The 17,693-nt window shown below is 68.2% G+C and carries 15 protein-coding genes; 9 read left to right on the top strand and 6 right to left on the bottom strand.

Annotation, left to right across the window (positions count from 1 at the left end; genetic code table 11):
• The first annotated feature begins 79 nt into the window (after positions 1-79).
• From H0264_RS04450 to purM, 4 genes are all read left to right on the top strand, one after another.
• Positions 80-1,090 (top strand): ABC transporter permease, encoded by a 1,011-nt coding sequence (locus tag H0264_RS04450; RefSeq protein ID WP_231087227.1) that lies wholly within the window; start codon positions 80-82, stop codon positions 1,088-1,090.
• Entirely contained in the window at positions 1,090-2,154 is a 1,065-nt protein-coding gene (locus tag H0264_RS04455; RefSeq protein ID WP_181582783.1) for an ABC transporter permease, read from the top strand. The genes H0264_RS04450 and H0264_RS04455 overlap by 1 nt, the downstream gene beginning before the upstream one ends.
• Positions 2,141-3,904: an ABC transporter ATP-binding protein gene (locus H0264_RS04460; protein WP_181582784.1), complete on the top strand. Its 1,764-nt coding sequence runs from the start codon at positions 2,141-2,143 to the stop codon at positions 3,902-3,904. The genes H0264_RS04455 and H0264_RS04460 overlap by 14 nt, the downstream gene beginning before the upstream one ends.
• 90 nt (positions 3,905-3,994) lie before the next feature.
• The gene (gene purM, locus H0264_RS04465; protein WP_181582785.1) at positions 3,995-5,074 is read left to right on the top strand and encodes a phosphoribosylformylglycinamidine cyclo-ligase; all 1,080 of its coding nucleotides are present in this window, start codon (positions 3,995-3,997) and stop codon (positions 5,072-5,074) included.
• A gap of 469 nt (positions 5,075-5,543) precedes the next feature.
• On the opposite strand, the gene H0264_RS04470 is transcribed toward purM, so the two are convergent.
• The 4 genes from H0264_RS04470 to ygfZ form a co-directional block, all read right to left on the bottom strand.
• Positions 5,544-5,759, bottom strand: a complete 216-nt coding sequence (locus tag H0264_RS04470) for a DUF3073 domain-containing protein (RefSeq protein ID WP_181582786.1) — start codon at positions 5,757-5,759, stop codon at positions 5,544-5,546.
• Between the two features lie 186 nt (positions 5,760-5,945).
• Positions 5,946-6,908, bottom strand: coding sequence for an asparaginase (locus H0264_RS04475; RefSeq protein ID WP_181582787.1), 963 nt, complete (start codon positions 6,906-6,908; stop codon positions 5,946-5,948).
• The gene (locus tag H0264_RS04480; RefSeq protein WP_181582788.1) at positions 6,905-7,600 is read right to left on the bottom strand and encodes an MOSC domain-containing protein; all 696 of its coding nucleotides are present in this window, start codon (positions 7,598-7,600) and stop codon (positions 6,905-6,907) included. Before H0264_RS04480 ends, H0264_RS04475 begins: the two co-directional genes overlap by 4 nt.
• Positions 7,597-8,757: a CAF17-like 4Fe-4S cluster assembly/insertion protein YgfZ gene (ygfZ, locus tag H0264_RS04485; RefSeq protein WP_181582789.1), complete on the bottom strand. Its 1,161-nt coding sequence runs from the start codon at positions 8,755-8,757 to the stop codon at positions 7,597-7,599. The genes H0264_RS04480 and ygfZ overlap by 4 nt, the downstream gene beginning before the upstream one ends.
• A gap of 121 nt (positions 8,758-8,878) precedes the next feature.
• Between ygfZ and H0264_RS04490 the strand changes: the two genes are divergently transcribed.
• From H0264_RS04490 to H0264_RS04510, 5 genes are all read left to right on the top strand, one after another.
• Positions 8,879-9,805 carry an aminodeoxychorismate lyase gene (locus tag H0264_RS04490; protein WP_181582790.1) on the top strand — a complete coding sequence of 309 codons (927 nt, stop codon included), beginning with the start codon at positions 8,879-8,881 and terminating at the stop codon, positions 9,803-9,805.
• A 185-nt stretch (positions 9,806-9,990) separates the two neighbouring features.
• Positions 9,991-11,466 carry a cytochrome ubiquinol oxidase subunit I gene (locus H0264_RS04495; protein ID WP_181582791.1) on the top strand — a complete coding sequence of 492 codons (1,476 nt, stop codon included), beginning with the start codon at positions 9,991-9,993 and terminating at the stop codon, positions 11,464-11,466.
• Positions 11,467-11,476: 10 nt separating this feature from the next.
• Complete coding sequence (cydB, locus tag H0264_RS04500; RefSeq protein ID WP_181582792.1) at positions 11,477-12,526, top strand: cytochrome d ubiquinol oxidase subunit II; 1,050 nt, start codon at positions 11,477-11,479, stop codon at positions 12,524-12,526.
• Positions 12,527-12,542: 16 nt separating this feature from the next.
• Positions 12,543-14,483, top strand: coding sequence for a thiol reductant ABC exporter subunit CydD (cydD, locus tag H0264_RS04505; protein ID WP_181582793.1), 1,941 nt, complete (start codon positions 12,543-12,545; stop codon positions 14,481-14,483).
• Complete coding sequence (locus H0264_RS04510) at positions 14,480-16,183, top strand: ATP-binding cassette domain-containing protein (protein ID WP_181582794.1); 1,704 nt, start codon at positions 14,480-14,482, stop codon at positions 16,181-16,183. Before cydD ends, H0264_RS04510 begins: the two co-directional genes overlap by 4 nt.
• 285 nt (positions 16,184-16,468) lie before the next feature.
• On the opposite strand, the gene H0264_RS04515 is transcribed toward H0264_RS04510, so the two are convergent.
• Both H0264_RS04515 and H0264_RS04520 read right to left on the bottom strand, forming a co-directional pair.
• Complete coding sequence (locus tag H0264_RS04515) at positions 16,469-17,143, bottom strand: heme-binding beta-barrel domain-containing protein (RefSeq protein WP_181582795.1); 675 nt, start codon at positions 17,141-17,143, stop codon at positions 16,469-16,471.
• Positions 17,144-17,383: 240 nt separating this feature from the next.
• Positions 17,384-17,689, bottom strand: a complete 306-nt coding sequence (locus H0264_RS04520; protein ID WP_181582796.1) for a DUF1416 domain-containing protein — start codon at positions 17,687-17,689, stop codon at positions 17,384-17,386.
• Positions 17,690-17,693: the final 4 nt, after the last annotated feature.

Consider the following 17,693-nt stretch of genomic DNA (forward strand, 5'->3'; position numbering starts at 1 on the left):
GGCCGCGCCGGCCCGCCGCCGGATCCCTCTGCCCGCATCGCGAATTCGGGTGCCGGGAGCCGACTCCCGGTACGGCGCACTGCTGCGCTACCTGGGCGTGCGGCTCGCGCTCATCCCGGTCACCGCCTGGATCCTGGTGACCATCGTGTTCCTCATGCTGCGCGTGATCGGCGATCCGATCACCGCGGCCCTGGGCGGGCGCATGAGCGCCGACCAGATCGAGGCCCGCAAGGAGGCCGCCGGGCTGAATCGTCCACTGCTGACCCAATATTGGGAATACATCAGCGGGCTCGCACGCGGTGACTTCGGCTACACCCGTGAGCATCAGGCCGTCAGCGAGGTCATCGTCACCTACGGTGCGGCCACGGCGGAACTGGTGTTCTGGTCGCTGCTGGTGGCCTTCGCGGTCGGCATCCCACTGGGCAGGTTCGCTGCCACACACCGGGATTCGGCCGCCGACGTGGGCCTGCGCCTGTTCGGCATCCTGGCCTATGCCGCGCCGGTGTTCTTCGTGGGCCTGCTGCTCAAGCTGATCTTCTCGGTGTGGCTGGACTGGCTGCCGGTCTCGGGTCGCGCCAGCCCGCTCGTCGAGGGGCAGCTGCAGAATGTCTCCCCCAAAACCAATGTCATGGTGATCGACGCGATTCTGTACGGCGACGGCGAATATCTGGTCGACGTCCTGAAGCACGCGGTGCTCCCGGCACTCGCGCTCGGACTGCTCACCGCGGGCGTGTTCCTGCGGCTGGTGCGCATCAACCTGATCCAGACGCTGCGCAGCGACTACGTCGACGCCGCCCGCGCCCGCGGGCTGTCCCGGCGCGTGGTCACCGGGCGGCACGCCTTCCGCAATGCGCTGATTCCCGTCGTCACCGTCATGGGATTGCAGATCGCCATGCTGCTCGGCGGTGCGGTGCTCACCGAGCGCACCTTCGAATGGAAGGGGCTCGGCAACCAGCTGGCCATCTACCTCGGACAGCGGGACTTCTTTGCCGTGCAAGGGATCGTCGCCTTCATCGCGCTGCTCGTCGCGGTGATGAGCTTCGTCGTGGACGTCGTCGTCGCCATGATCGACCCGAGGGTGAGGTTCTGATGACCGCGCCGGAAATCCTGACCGAACCCGTTGTGCCCGCGCTGGTTCCACGACGGCGCGGCATGCCGGGGCTGCGGCTGATCGGCATGACCTCCGGATTGCAGCGCGCCACACTGCTTTTCGGGCTCGCGCTGGTGGGGATCTTCGTCTTCATCGCCGTGTTCGCGCCGGTGCTCGCCCCCTACGGGCTGGCCCAGAAGTCCGCCGACGGCGTCGAATTCGTGAAACTGCAGGGGCCGTCGGCCGATCATCTGTTCGGCGTCTCGGTGCGGCAGGAGGACGTGTTCTCCCGCGTGCTCTACGGCGCGCGCACCGCGCTCATGGTGATCGGCGTATCCCTGGTGCTGTCGCTGTTCGTCGGCGTCCCACTGGGATTGGTGTCCGGATATGTCGGGCGCTGGCTGGACCGGGTGCTGGTGCTCGTCATGGACGCCATGTACGGGTTCCCGTCGCTGCTGCTGGCCATCGTGGTGTCCATCGCGGTGGCGGGCGGGGAATCCAGCGCCTTCGGCGGGGTGATGTCGGCGGCGGTGGCCATCACCGTCATCTTCGTGCCGCAGTACTTCCGGGTCACCCGCAATGCCACCATCGCCGTCAAACACGAACCGTACGTGGACGCCGCCCGCGTCACCGGGGCGTCGACGCCGCGAATCCTGTTCCGGCACATCCTCGCCAATGTCACCCAGTCGCTGCCGGTGATCATCACGCTCAACGGCGCGGAGGCCATCCTGACTCTGGCCGGACTCGGTTTCCTCGGCTTCGGCATCGAACCGACCCAGGCCGCCGAATGGGGTTACGACCTGAACAAGGCCCTCGGCGACGTGGCCAACGGCATCTGGTGGACCGGCGTCTATCCGGGCCTGGCCATCGTCATCGTGGTGCTCGGAATGACCCTGGTGGGCGAAAGTCTCAACGAGGTGCTCAACCCGTTGCTGCGCACCCGCCGCGGGGTGACCGCCGTCGTGGGCGCGACCGTGCCGGCGGGCGCGACCACGGCGGCGGATCTCGAAGTCGCGGCCGCCTTGGACGAGGCCGCGGAAACGGAGGTGCATGTTGACGAGTGACCGTGGCGCACCGGCACTTTCGGTGGAATCGTTATCCGTCACGTTCGCGACCGACGCGGGGCCGGTGAACGCCGTCTGCTCGGTCTCGTACCAGGTGTTCCCCGGCGAGGTGCTCGCCGTCGTCGGGGAATCCGGGTCCGGGAAATCGGTGAGTTCGCGCACCGCGATGGGGCTGCTGCCGCCCACCGCGCGCGTGCGCGGACTGGTCACCCTCGGGACCGACAAGATCACCTCGATGAGTGAGAAACAGCTCACCGCCCTGCGCGGCGGAGCCATCTCCATGATCTTCCAGGAACCCGGCTCCGCGCTGGACCCCCTCTACACCGCCGGCTACCAGATCGCGGAAGCCCTGCGCGCGCACGGGGATATGAGCAGGAAGGCGGCGCGGGCGCGAGCTGTGGAACTGCTGCGAATGGTCGGACTGCCCGATCCGGAGCAGCGCGTCGACTACTACCCGCACCAGCTGTCGGGCGGGCAGAAGCAGCGCGTCATGATCGCCATCGCCATCGCGTGCGAGCCCAAGGTGATCATCGCCGACGAACCCACCACCGCCCTGGACGTCACCGTGCAGGCCGAAATCCTGGAACTGCTCCGGGATCTGCGTGACCGCATCGGCAGCGCCATCGTGCTCATCACGCACAACATGGGCGTCGTCGCCGACCTCGCCGATCGCGTCGTGGTGATGCGCGCCGGGGAGGTGGTGGAGGAAGCCCCGGTCGAAGAACTCTTCGCCGGCCCTCGGCACGAATACACCCGCGCGCTGCTCGCAGCGGTACCGCACCTGGGCGCCACCAGGATTCGCGACCAGGTGGCCGAGCGGGCCGCGGGCGGATTCGCGCCAGCGAGTCCCGCCCCGGCGCCTGCCGAACCCGCACCCGCACTGGGGAAGACCGTGCCCGCCTTGGATGAGGGGGCGGGCACGGTCCTCGACATCGCCGACCTGGTGGTGGAATTCCACGGTGCGCTGGGCCGCAGTGCCTTTCGCGCCGTCGACGCCGTGAGCCTGTCCATCGCGGCCGGTGAAACCCTGGGCCTGGTGGGCGAATCCGGCTCCGGCAAGTCCACCATCGGCCGCTGCGTGGCAGGGTTGCAGCGCGCCACCTCCGGTGCGGTCCGGGTGCAGGGCGTCGATATCGCACGCCTCTCGGAACGGCAGCTGCGACCCATGCGCCGGCGACTCGGCTTCGTCTTCCAGGATCCGGCCACCTCGCTCAATCCCCGCCTCACCGTCGGCGACTGCGTGGCGGAACCGCTCATCGTGCACCGCACCGAGAGCGGCCCCGCCCTGCGCGCCCGCGTCCGCCAACTGCTCGACGACGTCCAGCTACCGGCCGGCACCGAGAAGCGGTACCCGCACGAACTGTCCGGCGGCCAGCGGCAGCGGGTCAGCCTCGCGCGCGCCCTCGTGCTGCGGCCGGATCTGCTCATCGCCGACGAGCCGACAAGCGCCCTCGACGTGTCCGTCCAAGCCAAGGTGCTCGAACTCTTCGCGCAACTCCAGGCCGAGTGCGGCTGGGCGTGTCTGTTCATCAGCCACGACCTCGCCGTCGTGGATCAGCTCGCCGACCGTATCGCCGTGCTCTGCCGGGGTGCGATCGTCGAACAGGGGACTCGCGACGAGATCCTCCGGAACCCGCGCGAGGAGTACACACGGCGGCTGGTAGCCGCTGTGCCCGTACCGGATCCGATCGAACAGCGCCGCCGCCGGACCGAATCGTCCGCCTTGTTCGGCACGGATCACACGGCTTGACACGGATACGGGTTGTCGGGGTGTTATCGCTCTCCGGTACCGTGAGCAGGCAACTATCCACCGCGAATCGGCTTGGAGTTCTCCCCGACAATGACTGAACAGACACCCAGTGCGGCCGGTGCCTCGTATGCGGCTGCCGGAGTGGATATCGAGGCCGGCGACCGCGCAGTAGAGCTGTTCGCGCCCCTGGCCAAGAAGGCCAGCCGGCCCGAAGTGCAGGGTGGACTCGGCGGATTCGCCGGACTGTTCGCGCTGAAGGGCGGATACAAGGAGCCGCTGCTGGCCGCCTCCACCGACGGCGTCGGCACCAAGATCGCGGTCGCGCAGGCCCTTGACAAGCACGACACCGTCGGCCTCGACCTGGTCGCCATGGTCGTCGACGACCTCGTCGTCTGCGGCGCCGAACCGCTCTTCCTGCAGGACTACATCGCCGTCGGCAAGGTCGTCCCCGAGCGCGTCGCCCAGATCGTGGCCGGCATCGCCGAAGGCTGCGTCCAGGCCGGTTGCGCCCTGCTCGGCGGCGAGACCGCCGAACACCCCGGCCTCATGGGCAACGACGACTACGACCTGTCCGCCACCGGCGTGGGCGTCGTGGAAGCCGATGCCGTCCTCGGCCCCGACCGCGTCCGCCCCGGCGACGTCGTCATCGCCATGGGCTCCTCGGGCCTGCACTCCAACGGCTACTCCCTCGCCCGCAAGGTCCTCCTCGACATCGACCGCATGTCCCTCACCGGACACGTCGAGGAATTCGGCCGCACCCTCGGCGAGGAACTCCTCGAGCCCACCCGCATCTACGCCAAGGACTGCCTGGCGCTGATCGCCGAGACCGACGTGCGCACCTTCAGCCACGTCACCGGTGGCGGCCTCGCCGCCAACCTGGCCCGCGTCCTCCCCGCCGGCCTGGTCGCCGAACTCGACCGCGGCACCTGGAACCCGGCTCCGGTCTTCAAGATGATCGCCCAGCGCGGCCGCGTCGAGCGCGCCGAAATGGAGAAGACCTTCAACATGGGCGTCGGCATGGTCGCGGTGGTGGCCCCGGAGGACGCCGACCGCGCGCTGGCCGTCCTCACCGCCCGCCACATCGACTGCTGGACCCTCGGCACGGTCAAGAAGGCCAAGGACGCCGAGGCCCCCCGCGCCGTCCTGCTGGGCGACCACCCCCGCTTCTGAGCGGGCCTCCACCCCAAACCAATCCGGCCCCGATCACTCGAAAGTGATCGGGGCCGGACGCATTTCAAGATCAACGACACCGAACCGCGACCCGGCAGCCCCGCCTCTCCGTCATCCCGGCATGCTTTTGGCCGGGATCCACACCGGCAGGTGCTGCGCAGATTGTGTGGATCCCGGCCAAAAGCGCGCCGGGATGACAACCGGGATGGCGAGAGAGTCGGTCTCCGAGGAGGACAGGCCCCAGGCGTGCGCCGAGCGAGCTCGGCACGAGAGTGCGTGTGCTCCAGGGGGTTCGGGGGCGCAGGCCCTGTGGGTCCCGGGAGTGGGTATACGCCAGTGCCCGCCCGGGTTAGGGGCGGGACGTGGTGTTTAGAGCGAGCCTTCGAATGGGCTGTGCTCGGTGCATTTCGACGTGCTAAGGGGGAGGCCTGTCATGGCCTCCCCCTTCGACATGTCTGATGAATCCGAGTCAGCGGCGCCAGTCGTCGTAGTCGTCGTCGTTGTTCCAGCTCGACAGCGAATCGTCCGCGTCGCGCTCGTCGGAGACCTTCACACCGCCCAATGGTGAATCGGTGGAGCTACCCGACAGCTCGCGCTGAAGGCTCGCGAAGTCGGTCGATGGCGAGCTGTACTTGAGCTCACGTGCGACCTTGGTCTGCTTTGCCTTAGCCCGGCCACGGCCCATGGCTGACCCCCTCGCGTCACTGCGGGGCGGCCTGGGGTGTGTTGGCGGCCCCGTTCGAATTAATAATCTTCCTGACAGACACTTTAGCGTGTGTCTCGCGGTCGCGCTTCCAGGAGTGGGGGAGAAACCATCGAAGTGCTCCCCGGGGGCCGTGGCGACCGGGGTGGAAGAGCCGTCGGCCCCGGGCTAGAACGCTCCTGGAATCGCCCGGATTATGCCGACTCGAGCGCCGCCGCCGAGCACCGCGGGAGTAGCCAATTCCGCGTGCTCGCCGGTCCATTCGATGCCCATACGCTGCAACAGCGCGAGCGTGAGGGGTAGCCGCGCGCGGTCCGCGCCATCGTCGATCTTGTACGCGAACGACGAGCCATCGGGCAGCGCGCCGGCGTGCACACCGTCCGCGCCGATCTTGCACACCAGTCCCGGGGTTGCCGTCATCACGCGCAGATCGGGGCCGTCCGTGCCGGAAATCACTCGCGGATGGGCACGGATCGCGTCCGCGACCCGGCGTTCCGGACTGGATTCGGGCGCGGTGGCCAGCGTTGCGTAGGCGCGGGCCAGGTTCACCAGGGAGACCGGCACGATCGGCAGACCGCAGCCGTCGATGCCCAGATCGGTCTCCGGCTCGCCGGTGACATCGGCGATGGTGTCCAGCACGGCCTGCTGCAAGGGGTGCCCGGTGTCGAGGTAGCCGCGGGTCGGCCAGTCGTTGATCTTGCAGGTGGCCAGCATGGCGGCGTGTTTGCCCGAGCAGTTCATGAAGATCCGGCGGGCCGCCTTGCCGCGGTCGTGTCCGGCCAGCGCCTGGGCGCGGGCCTGCTCCTCGAAGGGCAGATCGGGCGGGCACTCCAGATCGTCCTCGGTGAAACCGAAGCGATCCAGCAGCCGCCGCACCAGCTCGACATGATCCGGTTCGCCGAAATGCGAGGCGGTGGAGATGGCCAGCTCGGCGTCGTCGAGCGGCTCGAAACCATTGCGCAGCAGGGTCAATGCCTGCATGGGCTTGTTGGTGGAGCGCGGAAAGATCGGGATGTGGACCGAGCCGGCCGCCACGACGGGCTCGCCGTCCGGGGCCAGCACCACGGCCGAACCACGGTGCACGCACTCGCGGAACCCGGACCGGACCACCTCGACCAGATCGACGCTCACAGCGGGGCCCCGCTCTCTGCTCGGGCGGCACTGCTCCCGGCACGGGCGGCATTGGCGCCGCGCTTGCGGTGGCGCTCGATCTGCATGCGCACGTCGTCGGAGATGGTGGGCTCGGCCTCCAGCAGCAGATCCAGCTTCGCCTGATCGGCGCCGGTGAACAGGTCGCGGACGGTGATGCCGTGCGCAGGCGTGTGCACGATCTCGACGGGGTCGCCCGCGCCGATCGAACCCTCGCGCAGAACGCGGAAGTACGCGCCCGTATCCGATTGCAGCGTGAAGCGTTTCACCCACTGCTGCTCGCCGGTGCGCCACTGGAACGTGGCGCAGGGCACGCGGGGCGCGGAGACCTCGAGCAGCGTGTCGCCGATGGCCCACCGCGCGCCGAGCACGGCATCGCTCACGGGAAGTCCGGACAGACGCAGGTTTTCGCCGAACCAGCCGGCGGGCAGGTCGCGGCCGAGCTCCTCGGCCCAGCGCCGGGCGTCCTCCTCGGCGTAGGCGTACACCGCCTGATGCACGCCGCCGTGATGCTTGGTGTCGCACACGTGGTCACCGTCCAGGCCCAGCGCGCGCACCGGAACCCGCTGCAGCACCGGACGTTTGTCGATCGCGGTGCGGCCGACCTTCGACGAGCGGGCAGGCACCTCCAGCTCGGCGTGCACGACGCACACCGCCAGCACCCGGGCGGTCACCGGCCGCGCAGCTTCTCGACGGCGAGTCGGCCCGCTTGCGGCTCGTCATGGGAGGGAACGGAATCCGCGTCGATGGCGGCGGCGCACGCGCCGGCTTCCAGCGGGGTGTCGGCGGGGATATTGCGTTTGATCAAGGCCAGCGCGATCGGGCCGAGCTCGTGATGGTCGACCACGGTGCCCAGCACGCCCACCGCACGGCCGCCGGCGGTCACCGGTTCGCCGGGCTCGGGGCGGGTGTCGGTGGAGCCGTCCAGGTGCAGCAGCACCAGATGGCGCGGCGGCTTGCCGAGATTGTGCACGCGGGCCACGGTCTCCTGACCGCGGTAGCAGCCCTTGTTCAGGTGCACCGCACCGTATTCGGCGGGGCCGCCGATCCAGTTGACCTCGTGCGGGATGGTGCGGTCGTCGGTGTCGACGCCGATGCGCGGACGCAGGGCCGCCACGCGCAGGGCCTCGAAGGTCCAGCTGCCCGCGGGCTCGGCGCCGGCCTCGCGCAGCCGCGTCCACCAGGTGACCAGCTGATCGCGGGGGATCACCAGGTCGAAGGAATCGGCTGTGGGCCAGGGCATCCGGCGCAGGAATCCGCCGCCCGGCAGCGCCACGGCGCGGTTCGTCTCGGGAAGGGTTGCCACGCCCAGGGTTTCGGTGAGTTCGGTCACGCGCGGGCCCAGCAGGCTCAGCACCGCGTGATCGGGGGCGGCCACCGGCTTCGCGTCGGCCCAGAAGACCATCTTCTGCAGGAAGTCCAGCAGCGCCGGTCCGCGCTCGGCCTCGGTGTCGATCCAGACCGTGCCGTCCAGCTCGGTGAGCACGAAGTGATGCTGCACCCGGCCGTTCAGATCGAGGTCGAGGTTCTCTGCGGACTCGCCGTCGCCGAGCCCGGCCACATGCTGACTGGAGATGGTGTGCAGCCAGCTCAGGCGTTCCTTGCCGGTGATGGCGAGGACGAATCGATGCGACCGATCCACGATCGCGACCCGCTGCACGGCCGCGCGCTGCTCACCGAGCGGATCGCCGTAATGCCACGCGACGGCGGCATCGGGTGAGCCGGGCAGCCCCGCGACAGCCCCTGGAATCTGGAGAATCGGACTGGGTGCAACCTCGAAGGACACAAGACCACAGTACTGGTGCGCACATGCGCCGCTGCGTCGGCACATGGCGTCCGTACGACATCCTGACGGTCAACGGCGTAAACCTCGATGTGATGTATTGCCGGGTTACGCGGATTACGGGGTCTGTTGACCGGTGCGGCGGGGTTTGCTGTCGTAGGGTCAGCGCATGGTGGAACGAGTTCTGGTGACTCTCGACGGCGCGATCCGGGATCCGGACGCGCCGTTGCTGTATGCGGACGACATCGGTGTGCTGCGGGGCGACGGGGTCTTCGAGACCGTGCTCGTGCGCAATGGGGAAGCGTGTGCGCTGGAATCGCATCTGGCGCGGCTACGCAAGTCCGCGGAGGCCCTCGAGTTGCCCGCGCCGGACCTCGACGCTTGGCGGCTGGCGGTGTGGACGGCGGCCGAGGAGTGGGGCAAGGACCGCGAGGGTTTGCTGCGGCTGATCCTGACCCGCGGCCGCGACAGCGAGCTCGGACATGCCAGCGACCGCCCAGCAAACGGTAGCGGCGACCTTGCCGGCGCCGAACCGGCCGGAACCGGGTACGTGCTCGTACTCCCGGTGCCCGAGCGTGTGAAAACGGCGCGCACCGAAGGTGTTTCGGTCATCACACTCTCGCGCGGCATTTCGGTGGATCTGGCGCAGGCCGCGCCGTGGCAGCTGCTCGGCGCGAAAACCCTGTCGTACGCGACGAATATGTCCGCCCTGCGGTTCGCTCAGCGGATGGGCGCCGACGATGTCATCTTCACCAGCACCGAGCACCGTGTGCTGGAGGGTCCGCGCTCGACAGTCGTTGTGGCGCGGGGCAATCAGCTCATCACACCGCCCGCCAAGATCGGCGTGCTGCCCGGCACCACCCAGCGGGCGCTGTTCGCCCAGGCCGAGAAGGCGGGCTGGGAATGCAAATACGAGCCGCTGTTCACCGCCGACCTGATCACCGCCGACAGTGTGTGGATGCTGTCCAGCGTCACCCTCGCGGCGCGGGTCAAGTCCCTGGACGGATTGCGAATGTCGGCTCCGGACAATGCCGCCGAGATCATCGAACTGGTGGAGAAGGGGATCGCGCAGCCCGGCAGCATCGCCGACTGGTAGTCGGGTTTCGGGCCCAAATGCTCTAGTTCCGACCGGTTTCTCTGACGATCATCGACGTGTCAAACAGGATGTGCGTCACAAGTCAGCAAACTTCTGGCACGTTGTGGTGCGTCACATGTTGATCTAATGCCCGGTAAGCGTAATGTCGGGTACTACGTCATGTCGTAGATCGGCAGGGAGGTCGGATGAGCGTCGTCGACGTTGCTCGCTGGCAGTTCGGTATCACCACCGTTTATCACTTCATCTTCGTGCCGCTCACGATCGGCCTGGCCCCGCTCGTCGCGGGTATGCAGACCGCCTGGGTGATCACGGGCAAGGAGCACTGGAAGCGACTCACCAAGTTCTTCGGGAAGCTGTTCCTGATCAACTTCGCCCTCGGCGTCGCCACCGGCATCGTGCAGGAATTCCAGTTCGGCATGGGGTGGAGCGAATACTCCCGCTTCGTCGGAGACGTCTTCGGCGCACCCCTGGCCATGGAGGCGCTGGTCGCCTTCTTCATGGAATCCACCTTCCTCGGACTGTGGATCTTCGGCTGGGAACGACTGCCCAAAAAGGTGCACCTGGCGTGCATCTGGCTGGTCGCCATCGGCGTGAACGCGTCCGCGTACTTCATCATCGCGGCCAACTCGTTCATGCAGCATCCCGTCGGCGCCGCCTACAACCCGGAGACGGGACGCGCTGAGCTGAAAAGCATTTGGGAGGTCATCACCAATGTGACCACCCTCGCCGCCTTCCCGCACGTGGTCGCCGGCGCCTTCCTCACCTCCGGCACCTTCGTGGCGGGCATCGCCGGATGGTGGATGGTGCGCAAGGCGCGGCAGAGCCAGGCTCTCGGCGACACCGCGCACATCGAGGAAGCCCGCACCATGTGGCGGCCGGTCGCCAAGATGGGCCTCTGGGTCATCGTGATCTCCTGCATCGCACTGATTTTCACCGGTGACATCCAGGGCAAGCTCATGTTCAAACAGCAGCCCATGAAGATGGCGTCCGCGGAATCGCTGTGCAACACCGAAACCGACCCGGACTTCTCCGTCCTCACCGTCGGCACGCACAACAACTGCGCCAGCGTCGACCACCTCATCGAGGTGCCGTACGTGCTGCCGTTCCTCGCCGAAGGCAAATTCGACGGCGTCACCCTCAAGGGCGTCAACGACCTGCAGGCCGAATACAACGCCAAGTACGGGCCCGGCGACTACCGCCCCAACCTGTTCGTCACCTACTGGACCTTCCGCGCCATGATCACCTGGATGGCCGGCTCGATCCTGCTGGTGCTGGCCGGAATGTGGGTGCTGCGCGGCGGGCGCGTGCCGGACCAGAAATGGTTCTCGTGGCTGTCGCTGCTCGCCATCGCCACGCCGTTCCTCGGCAACAGCGCGGGCTGGGTGTTCACCGAGATGGGCCGTCAGCCCTGGGTGGTCGCACCCAACCCGACCGGCGACCCGAACATCCACATGACTGTGCAGCAAGGTGTTTCGGGAGTGTCCGCGGGCACCATCCTCACCTCGCTCATCGTCTTCACCCTGCTCTACGGCATCCTCGCGATCGCCTGGTTCTACCTCATGAAGCGGTACACGGTCGAAGGACCCGAACCCGCGCCCACCGATGACGACACCCCGAAGATGACCGGGGACGCCGTCGAGAAGCTTTCCTTCGCCTACTAGGAGACTCGCGATGAGCCTGCAAGTGTTCTGGTTTCTGCTGGTCGCCGTGCTCTTCATCGGGTACTTCGTGCTGGAGGGCTTCGACTACGGCGTCGGCATGCTCATGCCCATCATCGGGCGCAAATCCGAGGTGAAGAAGCGCGTCGTGCTCAACACCATCGGACCGGTGTGGGACGGCAACGAAGTGTGGCTGCTCACCGCCGGTGGCGCCATGTTCGCGGCCTTCCCCGAGTGGTACGCGAGCCTGTTCTCCGGGTTCTACCTCGCGCTGCTGCTCATCCTCGTCGGACTGATCGCACGGGCCTGCGCCATCGAATGGCGCAGCAAGATCAATGACGAGCGGTGGCGGGTCTGGTGCGATGTCGGCATCGGGCTCGGGTCCTGGATCCCCGCTCTCGCCTGGGGATTGGCGTTCGCGAACATCGTGCGCGGCGTGAAACTCAACGCCGACAAGCAGATCGAAGGCAATCTGTTCGACCTGCTCAACCCGTACGCGCTGCTCGGCGGACTCACCACGCTGCTGCTGTTCCTGCTGCACGGCGCGGTGTTCATCTGCCTCAAGACCGGCGGCGAGGTGCGCGACGACGCCCAGGCCATCGTGCGGAAGATCTTCGTTCCGACCGCGGTCGTGGTCGCCGTGTTCGGGATCTGGACCCAGCTGTCCTACGGGCACGGCTGGACCTGGATTCCGTTGGTGCTGGCCGTGATCGGGCTGCTGGTCGCCGGCTGGGCCATGACCCAGGGCTGGGACGGCTGGGCTTTCGCGGGCACCGCGCTCACCATTCTGTCGGCCACCGTGCTGCTGTTCGGTTCGCTGTTCCCGAACGTGCTGCCCTCCAGCATCGACCCGGCCTTCAGCCTCACCGTCGACGGCCGCGACGGCACGGTCAGCGCGTCCTCCACGCACTACACGCTCGTGGTCATGAGCTGGGTCGCGGTGGTCATGGTGCCGCTGGTCCTCGGCTACCAGGCGTGGACGTACTGGGTGTTCCGCAAGCGCCTCACCATGGAACAGATCCCCGCGCCCATCGGACTGCCCCTGGAATCCGCGAAGAACTGAACGAAGAAGCGAACCGATGGCACGACCGGTAGACCCGCGCCTGTGGCGGCACGCGCGCTCGGCACGCAGGTACCTGGCGCTGAGCGTGACGCTGTCGCTGACGACCACACTGTGCATCGTGGTCGCGGCCCTGGCCCTGGCGCGGGTGCTGGCCGGTGTCATCACCGAACCGGCCCACCGTGACATCGGTTCCTGGACAACGGAACTGCTCGTGTTCACCGCCGCGGTCGCGATCCGGATCACCGCCACCTGGTGGCAGGCCCGGCTCGCGCACCGCGCCGGAGCGCAGGTGGTCGCGGAACTCGAAACCGCGGTCGTGGCAGCGGGAGCCGCCCTCCCGCCTCGCGAATTGGATTCCCGCCGAACCGAACTGGCGGTCATCGCGGGAAACGGCCTGAGCGGCCTGCGCGCCTACCTGGCCGGCTACCTGCCCGCCCTGCTGCTGGCCTGCCTGGTCCCACCGGTCGTGCTGGCCGTAATCGCCGCCCACGACCTGGTTTCCGGCGTGATCGTCGTGATCACCCTTCCGCTGATCCCGATCTTCATGATCCTCATCGGCCTGCTCACCAAGGGCCGTGCCGAACAAACCCTTACCGCCACCACCCGCCTGTCGGACCAGTTACTCGACCTCTTCGCGGGCATGCCCACCCTTCGCGCCCTGGGCCGCGAAACCGGCGGCGTGAGCCGTGCGTCGGCATCGGAAACCACTGCGGCCCAACCCGACTCCTCACGAACCACCATGCGGCACCGGGTCGCCGACCTGGGCGATACCCTGCGCCGCCGCACCATGTCCGCGCTGCGCATAGCGTTCCTCTCCTCGATGGTCCTGGAGATGCTGGCCACCCTGAGCGTCGCCCTGGTGGCCGTCTCCATCGGCATGCGCCTCGTCTTCGGCGACATGCCCCTCTACGCCGGCCTGGTGGCCCTCATCCTCGCCCCCGAGGTCTACCTCCCCCTCCGCATGGTCGGCGAACGCTTCCATGCCGCCCAGGACGGGATGGCAGCCGCCGAAAAGGCTTTCGCCGTCCTCGACCCCGCGCCGCGGCCCGCCCCCGGGCGGCATTCGGCGGGCGCGACGGTCGCCGCACACCCGGTGGGACACATAGAGATTCGCGACCTGTCCGTGGTCGCCCGCGACGGATTCGCCCCGTGCGGCCTGTCGGCGGTGCTTCGCCCCGGCGCTGTCACCGCCCTGACCGGTCCCAACGGCTGCGGCAAGTCGACTGTCCTGCAGGCGATCCTGGGCTTGCTCACCCCCGACCGTGGCGCAGTGACCGTCTCCGGCACCCCGGTCCCGGACCTGGACGCCGATCACTGGTGGTCGCACATCGCCTGGCTGCCCCAACGTCCCGTTCTCCTCCCCGGCACCCTGCGCGCCAACCTCGAACTGCTCGGCGCCCCCGCGAATGCCGACGACCTCACGAAGGCAACCGCCGCAACGGGATTCGACGAAGTACTGGAAACCCTCCCGGACGGCTGGGACACCCTCGTCGGCACCGGCGGCACCGGCCTGTCCCTGGGCCAGCGCCAACGCCTCGCCCTCACCCGCACCCTGGCCGCCCCACGCCCGATCCTGCTTCTCGACGAACCCACCGCCCACCTCGACGAGGACAGTGAAGCAACGGTTCTCGCGGCCCTGACGGCCCGAGCCCGCGCCGGAGCCACAGTCGTAGTGGTAGCCCACCGACCCTCCGTCCTCGCTGCCGCAGACCACATCATCGAAGTCCGCGCCGAGGTCACCGCAAACGAGTCAGGCCCCAGCGGAAAACGGCCCGCCGAAGCCGGAGCACCACATCCCGCACGAGGCTCGGTGGAGGAGAAGGCCACGCCCGGCGGCACAGGCTCTGCGACAGCGACTGTGTGTACTTCGCAAGGCGCTGTGGCGCAGTGCGGGACGGGAGAGACCGCTGCCGGGCACGGAATGGTCGATACGACTGCCGGGGTGATTGTGCGATGAAGGCTGTGCTGCGGGACTTTCGGCGGATCCGGGGGCTGTTGGAGCTGTCGCCGGGGCGGATGGTGGTGTCGGTGTGCTGGGGGGTGCTGGCGCTCGGGAGCGGGTTGGGGCTGGCGGCGCTGGCGGCGTGGTTGATCGCGCGGGCGTGGGAGATGCCGCCGGTGCTGGATTTGACCATTGCGGTGGTTACCGTTCGGGCGCTGGGGATTTCGCGGGGGTTGTGCCGGTATCTGGAGCGACTGGCCACGCATGATGTGGCCCTGCGGGCCATGAATACCGCGCGGACTACCACCTACCGCACGCTGGCGGCCGCGGACATCTGGCGGCCCCGGCGTGGGGTCGGCGGGAAGGGCGCGGGAGGCGATCCTGCCGTCAGGGTGGGGGCGGCGGGGCGCGGCCGGGATGCCGCGGCGGAAAGGGCTGGGCAGCAGCAGGATCCGGAGGACCTGCGGCGCGGGGAGCTGCTCGGGCGGGTGATGAACGATATCGACGATCTCGGGGCGGTCGTCGTGCGGGCGTTCGTTCCCCTCGCGGTGGCGGTGGTGCTGGCGGTGTTCGCGGTCGGGCTGCTGGTTCCGATCTCGGTTCCGGCCGCGTTGATTCTGGCTGTGGCGCTGGCTGTTTCGGGAATCCTCGCGCCATGGTTGTCGGCGCGGGCGGCGCGGGAGGCGGAGCGGGCCGTACGGGAGGATCGGACCGCGTTCACCACCGAGGCGCTCACCGTGCTCGACCACGCGCCCGAATTGCGGGTGGCGGGACGGCTGGATGACGCTCTCGCACAGGCGAATCGGGCTGGACAGCGAGCCGTGGCGGCAGAGGACCGGGCCGCGTCGCACAGTGCGTGGGCGGCGGCCGCGGTGCCGTTGTCGATCGGGGTGAGTGTGCTGGGGTCGCTGCTCATCGGGATCGCGTTGTACGGGAGCGGGACGGTCGTCCCCACCGCCGGCTTCCAGACGATTCCGGGTGGCGGCATTTCGCCCATGGCGTTCACTGTGCTCGTGCTGCTGCCGCTTTCGGCGTTCGAGGCGGTGGGGGTGCTGCCCGCGGCGGCGCAGGCGATCACCAACGGGCGGGCCGCATTGCACCGGCTGGAACGACTGGAGCGGCCGGAAAACGAACGGCCGCAGGTGAATGCGCCGGAGCTGCCCGAAGGCCGGAGGATCGCGGTCGTGGGGCCCAGCGGAGCCGGGAAGACCACCCTGCTCATGGCGTGGGCCGGACTGTTCGGCACTCCGAAGCCGGGCGTCACCTTCTTCGCCGAGGACGCGCATCTGTTCGGGACCACCGTGCTGGAGAATCTGCGGGTCGCGCGCGGCGATATCACCGAGCGGGAGGCCGAGGCAGCACTGCGAGCGGTGGGCGCGGGGGAGTGGCTCGATTCGCTGCCCGAGGGCGTGCACACCGACCTGGTCGGGGGTGCGGCGGCGGTGTCGGGCGGGCAGCGGCGGCGCATTCTGCTGGCGCGGGCGCTGCTGTCGCCCGCGCGAGTGCTGCTGCTGGACGAGCCGACCGAGCATCTGGAAGCCGAGGCCGGGGCGGATCTGCTGCGCCGGCTGCTGGATGGATCCAGTGGGCTGGTCGATGGAGACCGCACGGTTGTCGTGGTCACCCATCAGCTGCCGCCGGACCACAAGGCGGACACCATCGTTCACGTGACCGGCGACGGCGACACTCGGATCGACCGGCTTATTCCCGCCTGACCTGCGATTTCGCAGTGCGAGAAAATGCGTTGCCGCCGTTGGTGCCCGCGACTAGATTCGTCGGTACACAGAAGGGAGGTGGTCAGAGAAATGGTTATTTCTAGGACGCGTGAGGTGGCTGCCAGCTAGGCGCTACCGCTGCAGAACGGATTCTCGTTAGCGCGAGCGCCTAGCGAATCCAAGGCAGTCACCCGGCCCCCGAGTCCCTGATCTGTCCGATCAGGATCGCGTGAGTTGCATCCGCGATACCAGGCTCGGGGGTCGTTCCTTGTTCTGGGAAAGCAGTCAGCCGATGTAGCGCTGCAGTCGCGCCGAGAGCCGAGGCTCCAGGGCCCCATCCGCCGCGATGCGCTCTTCCACGTAGCCGAGATCGCCGCCCTCGACGATGCCGTACAGCCGCTTGGCGCCGCCCACGACGACTCCGGACTGCGAACGGATCACCACGTCGGTGGCCAGCTCCCAGGACGACTGGGTGAGCGCCTGACCGTAGAACAGCTCCACGATGCCGGACGAGTGGGTGAGCAGCAGCTCCAGCACCTCGTCGTCACCGTCGATGCCGACCCGCCAGAAGCCGCTCTCGCGCAGATCCGGTCCGGCGTACTTGCCGTCGGAATCGAGCTTCCAGGAACGGGATTCCCACGTCAGGTAGTCGCCGCCATCGTGCGAGACGATGATCTGCTGCCCGAAGCGGTAGTCGCCGGTCTCCGCGTCATTGCCCTCGCCCTCGCCGCGCCACACGCCCACCAGCGGCAGCAGGGCGAGCATGGAGGAGCTCAGGTCGGGGCCGAGCCGGAGGTTGGCGGTGTCCTCGGGAAGCGGTAGGCCGTCGAGCGAGGGGATATTGCGCACGCCGGTGTTCTTGGCGCGCTCGACAGCTTCGGAGACCGCCTGGTCGCCACTGCGGCGTACCGCAGTGCTGTCTTCCCCGTTTTGAATGTTCTCGCTCGCCGGCTCGGTCACGACTCGGTGAACAGGCGGTAGGCGACGTACCCGGCGAACCAGGCAATCAGCACCGAGACGAGGACCAGCAGAATCTCGAAGAATTGCACCACGCTCGCGAGTCTAATCCGCGACGCCCGCAGACATGAAAACGACCCCGGGGAAAATGAATCCCGGGGCCGTTCTGTGTGTTTCATCCCCCAGAGGTTCGGGGGTTCGGGGGCGAAGCCCCTGAGAATCCGAAGAGTCGGAATCTCCCTCTTACTTGGCGACGGTCACGTCGACCGAGTGGATGCCGGCGCCCTCGGGCGCGACCTCGGCCGAACCGTTGCCGGACGCCGACAGCGCGCGGATGGTCCAGTTGCCCGGCGCCGCGAAGAAGCGGAAGTCACCGGTGCCGGAGGCGACAACCTCGGCGGTGAAGTCGCCGTTGCCGTCGAGCAGACGCACGAATGCGCCACCGACGGTCTGGCCGTCAGCAGTCAGGACGCGGCCGGTGATGACCGTTTCCTTCTCGACGTCGACATTGGCCGGGATGGCCTGACCCTGGGTAGGTGCTGCACACATATTG

Origin of the sequence: Nocardia huaxiensis (genome assembly GCF_013744875.1) — a bacterium.
GTDB lineage: Bacteria > Actinomycetota > Actinomycetes > Mycobacteriales > Mycobacteriaceae > Nocardia > Nocardia huaxiensis.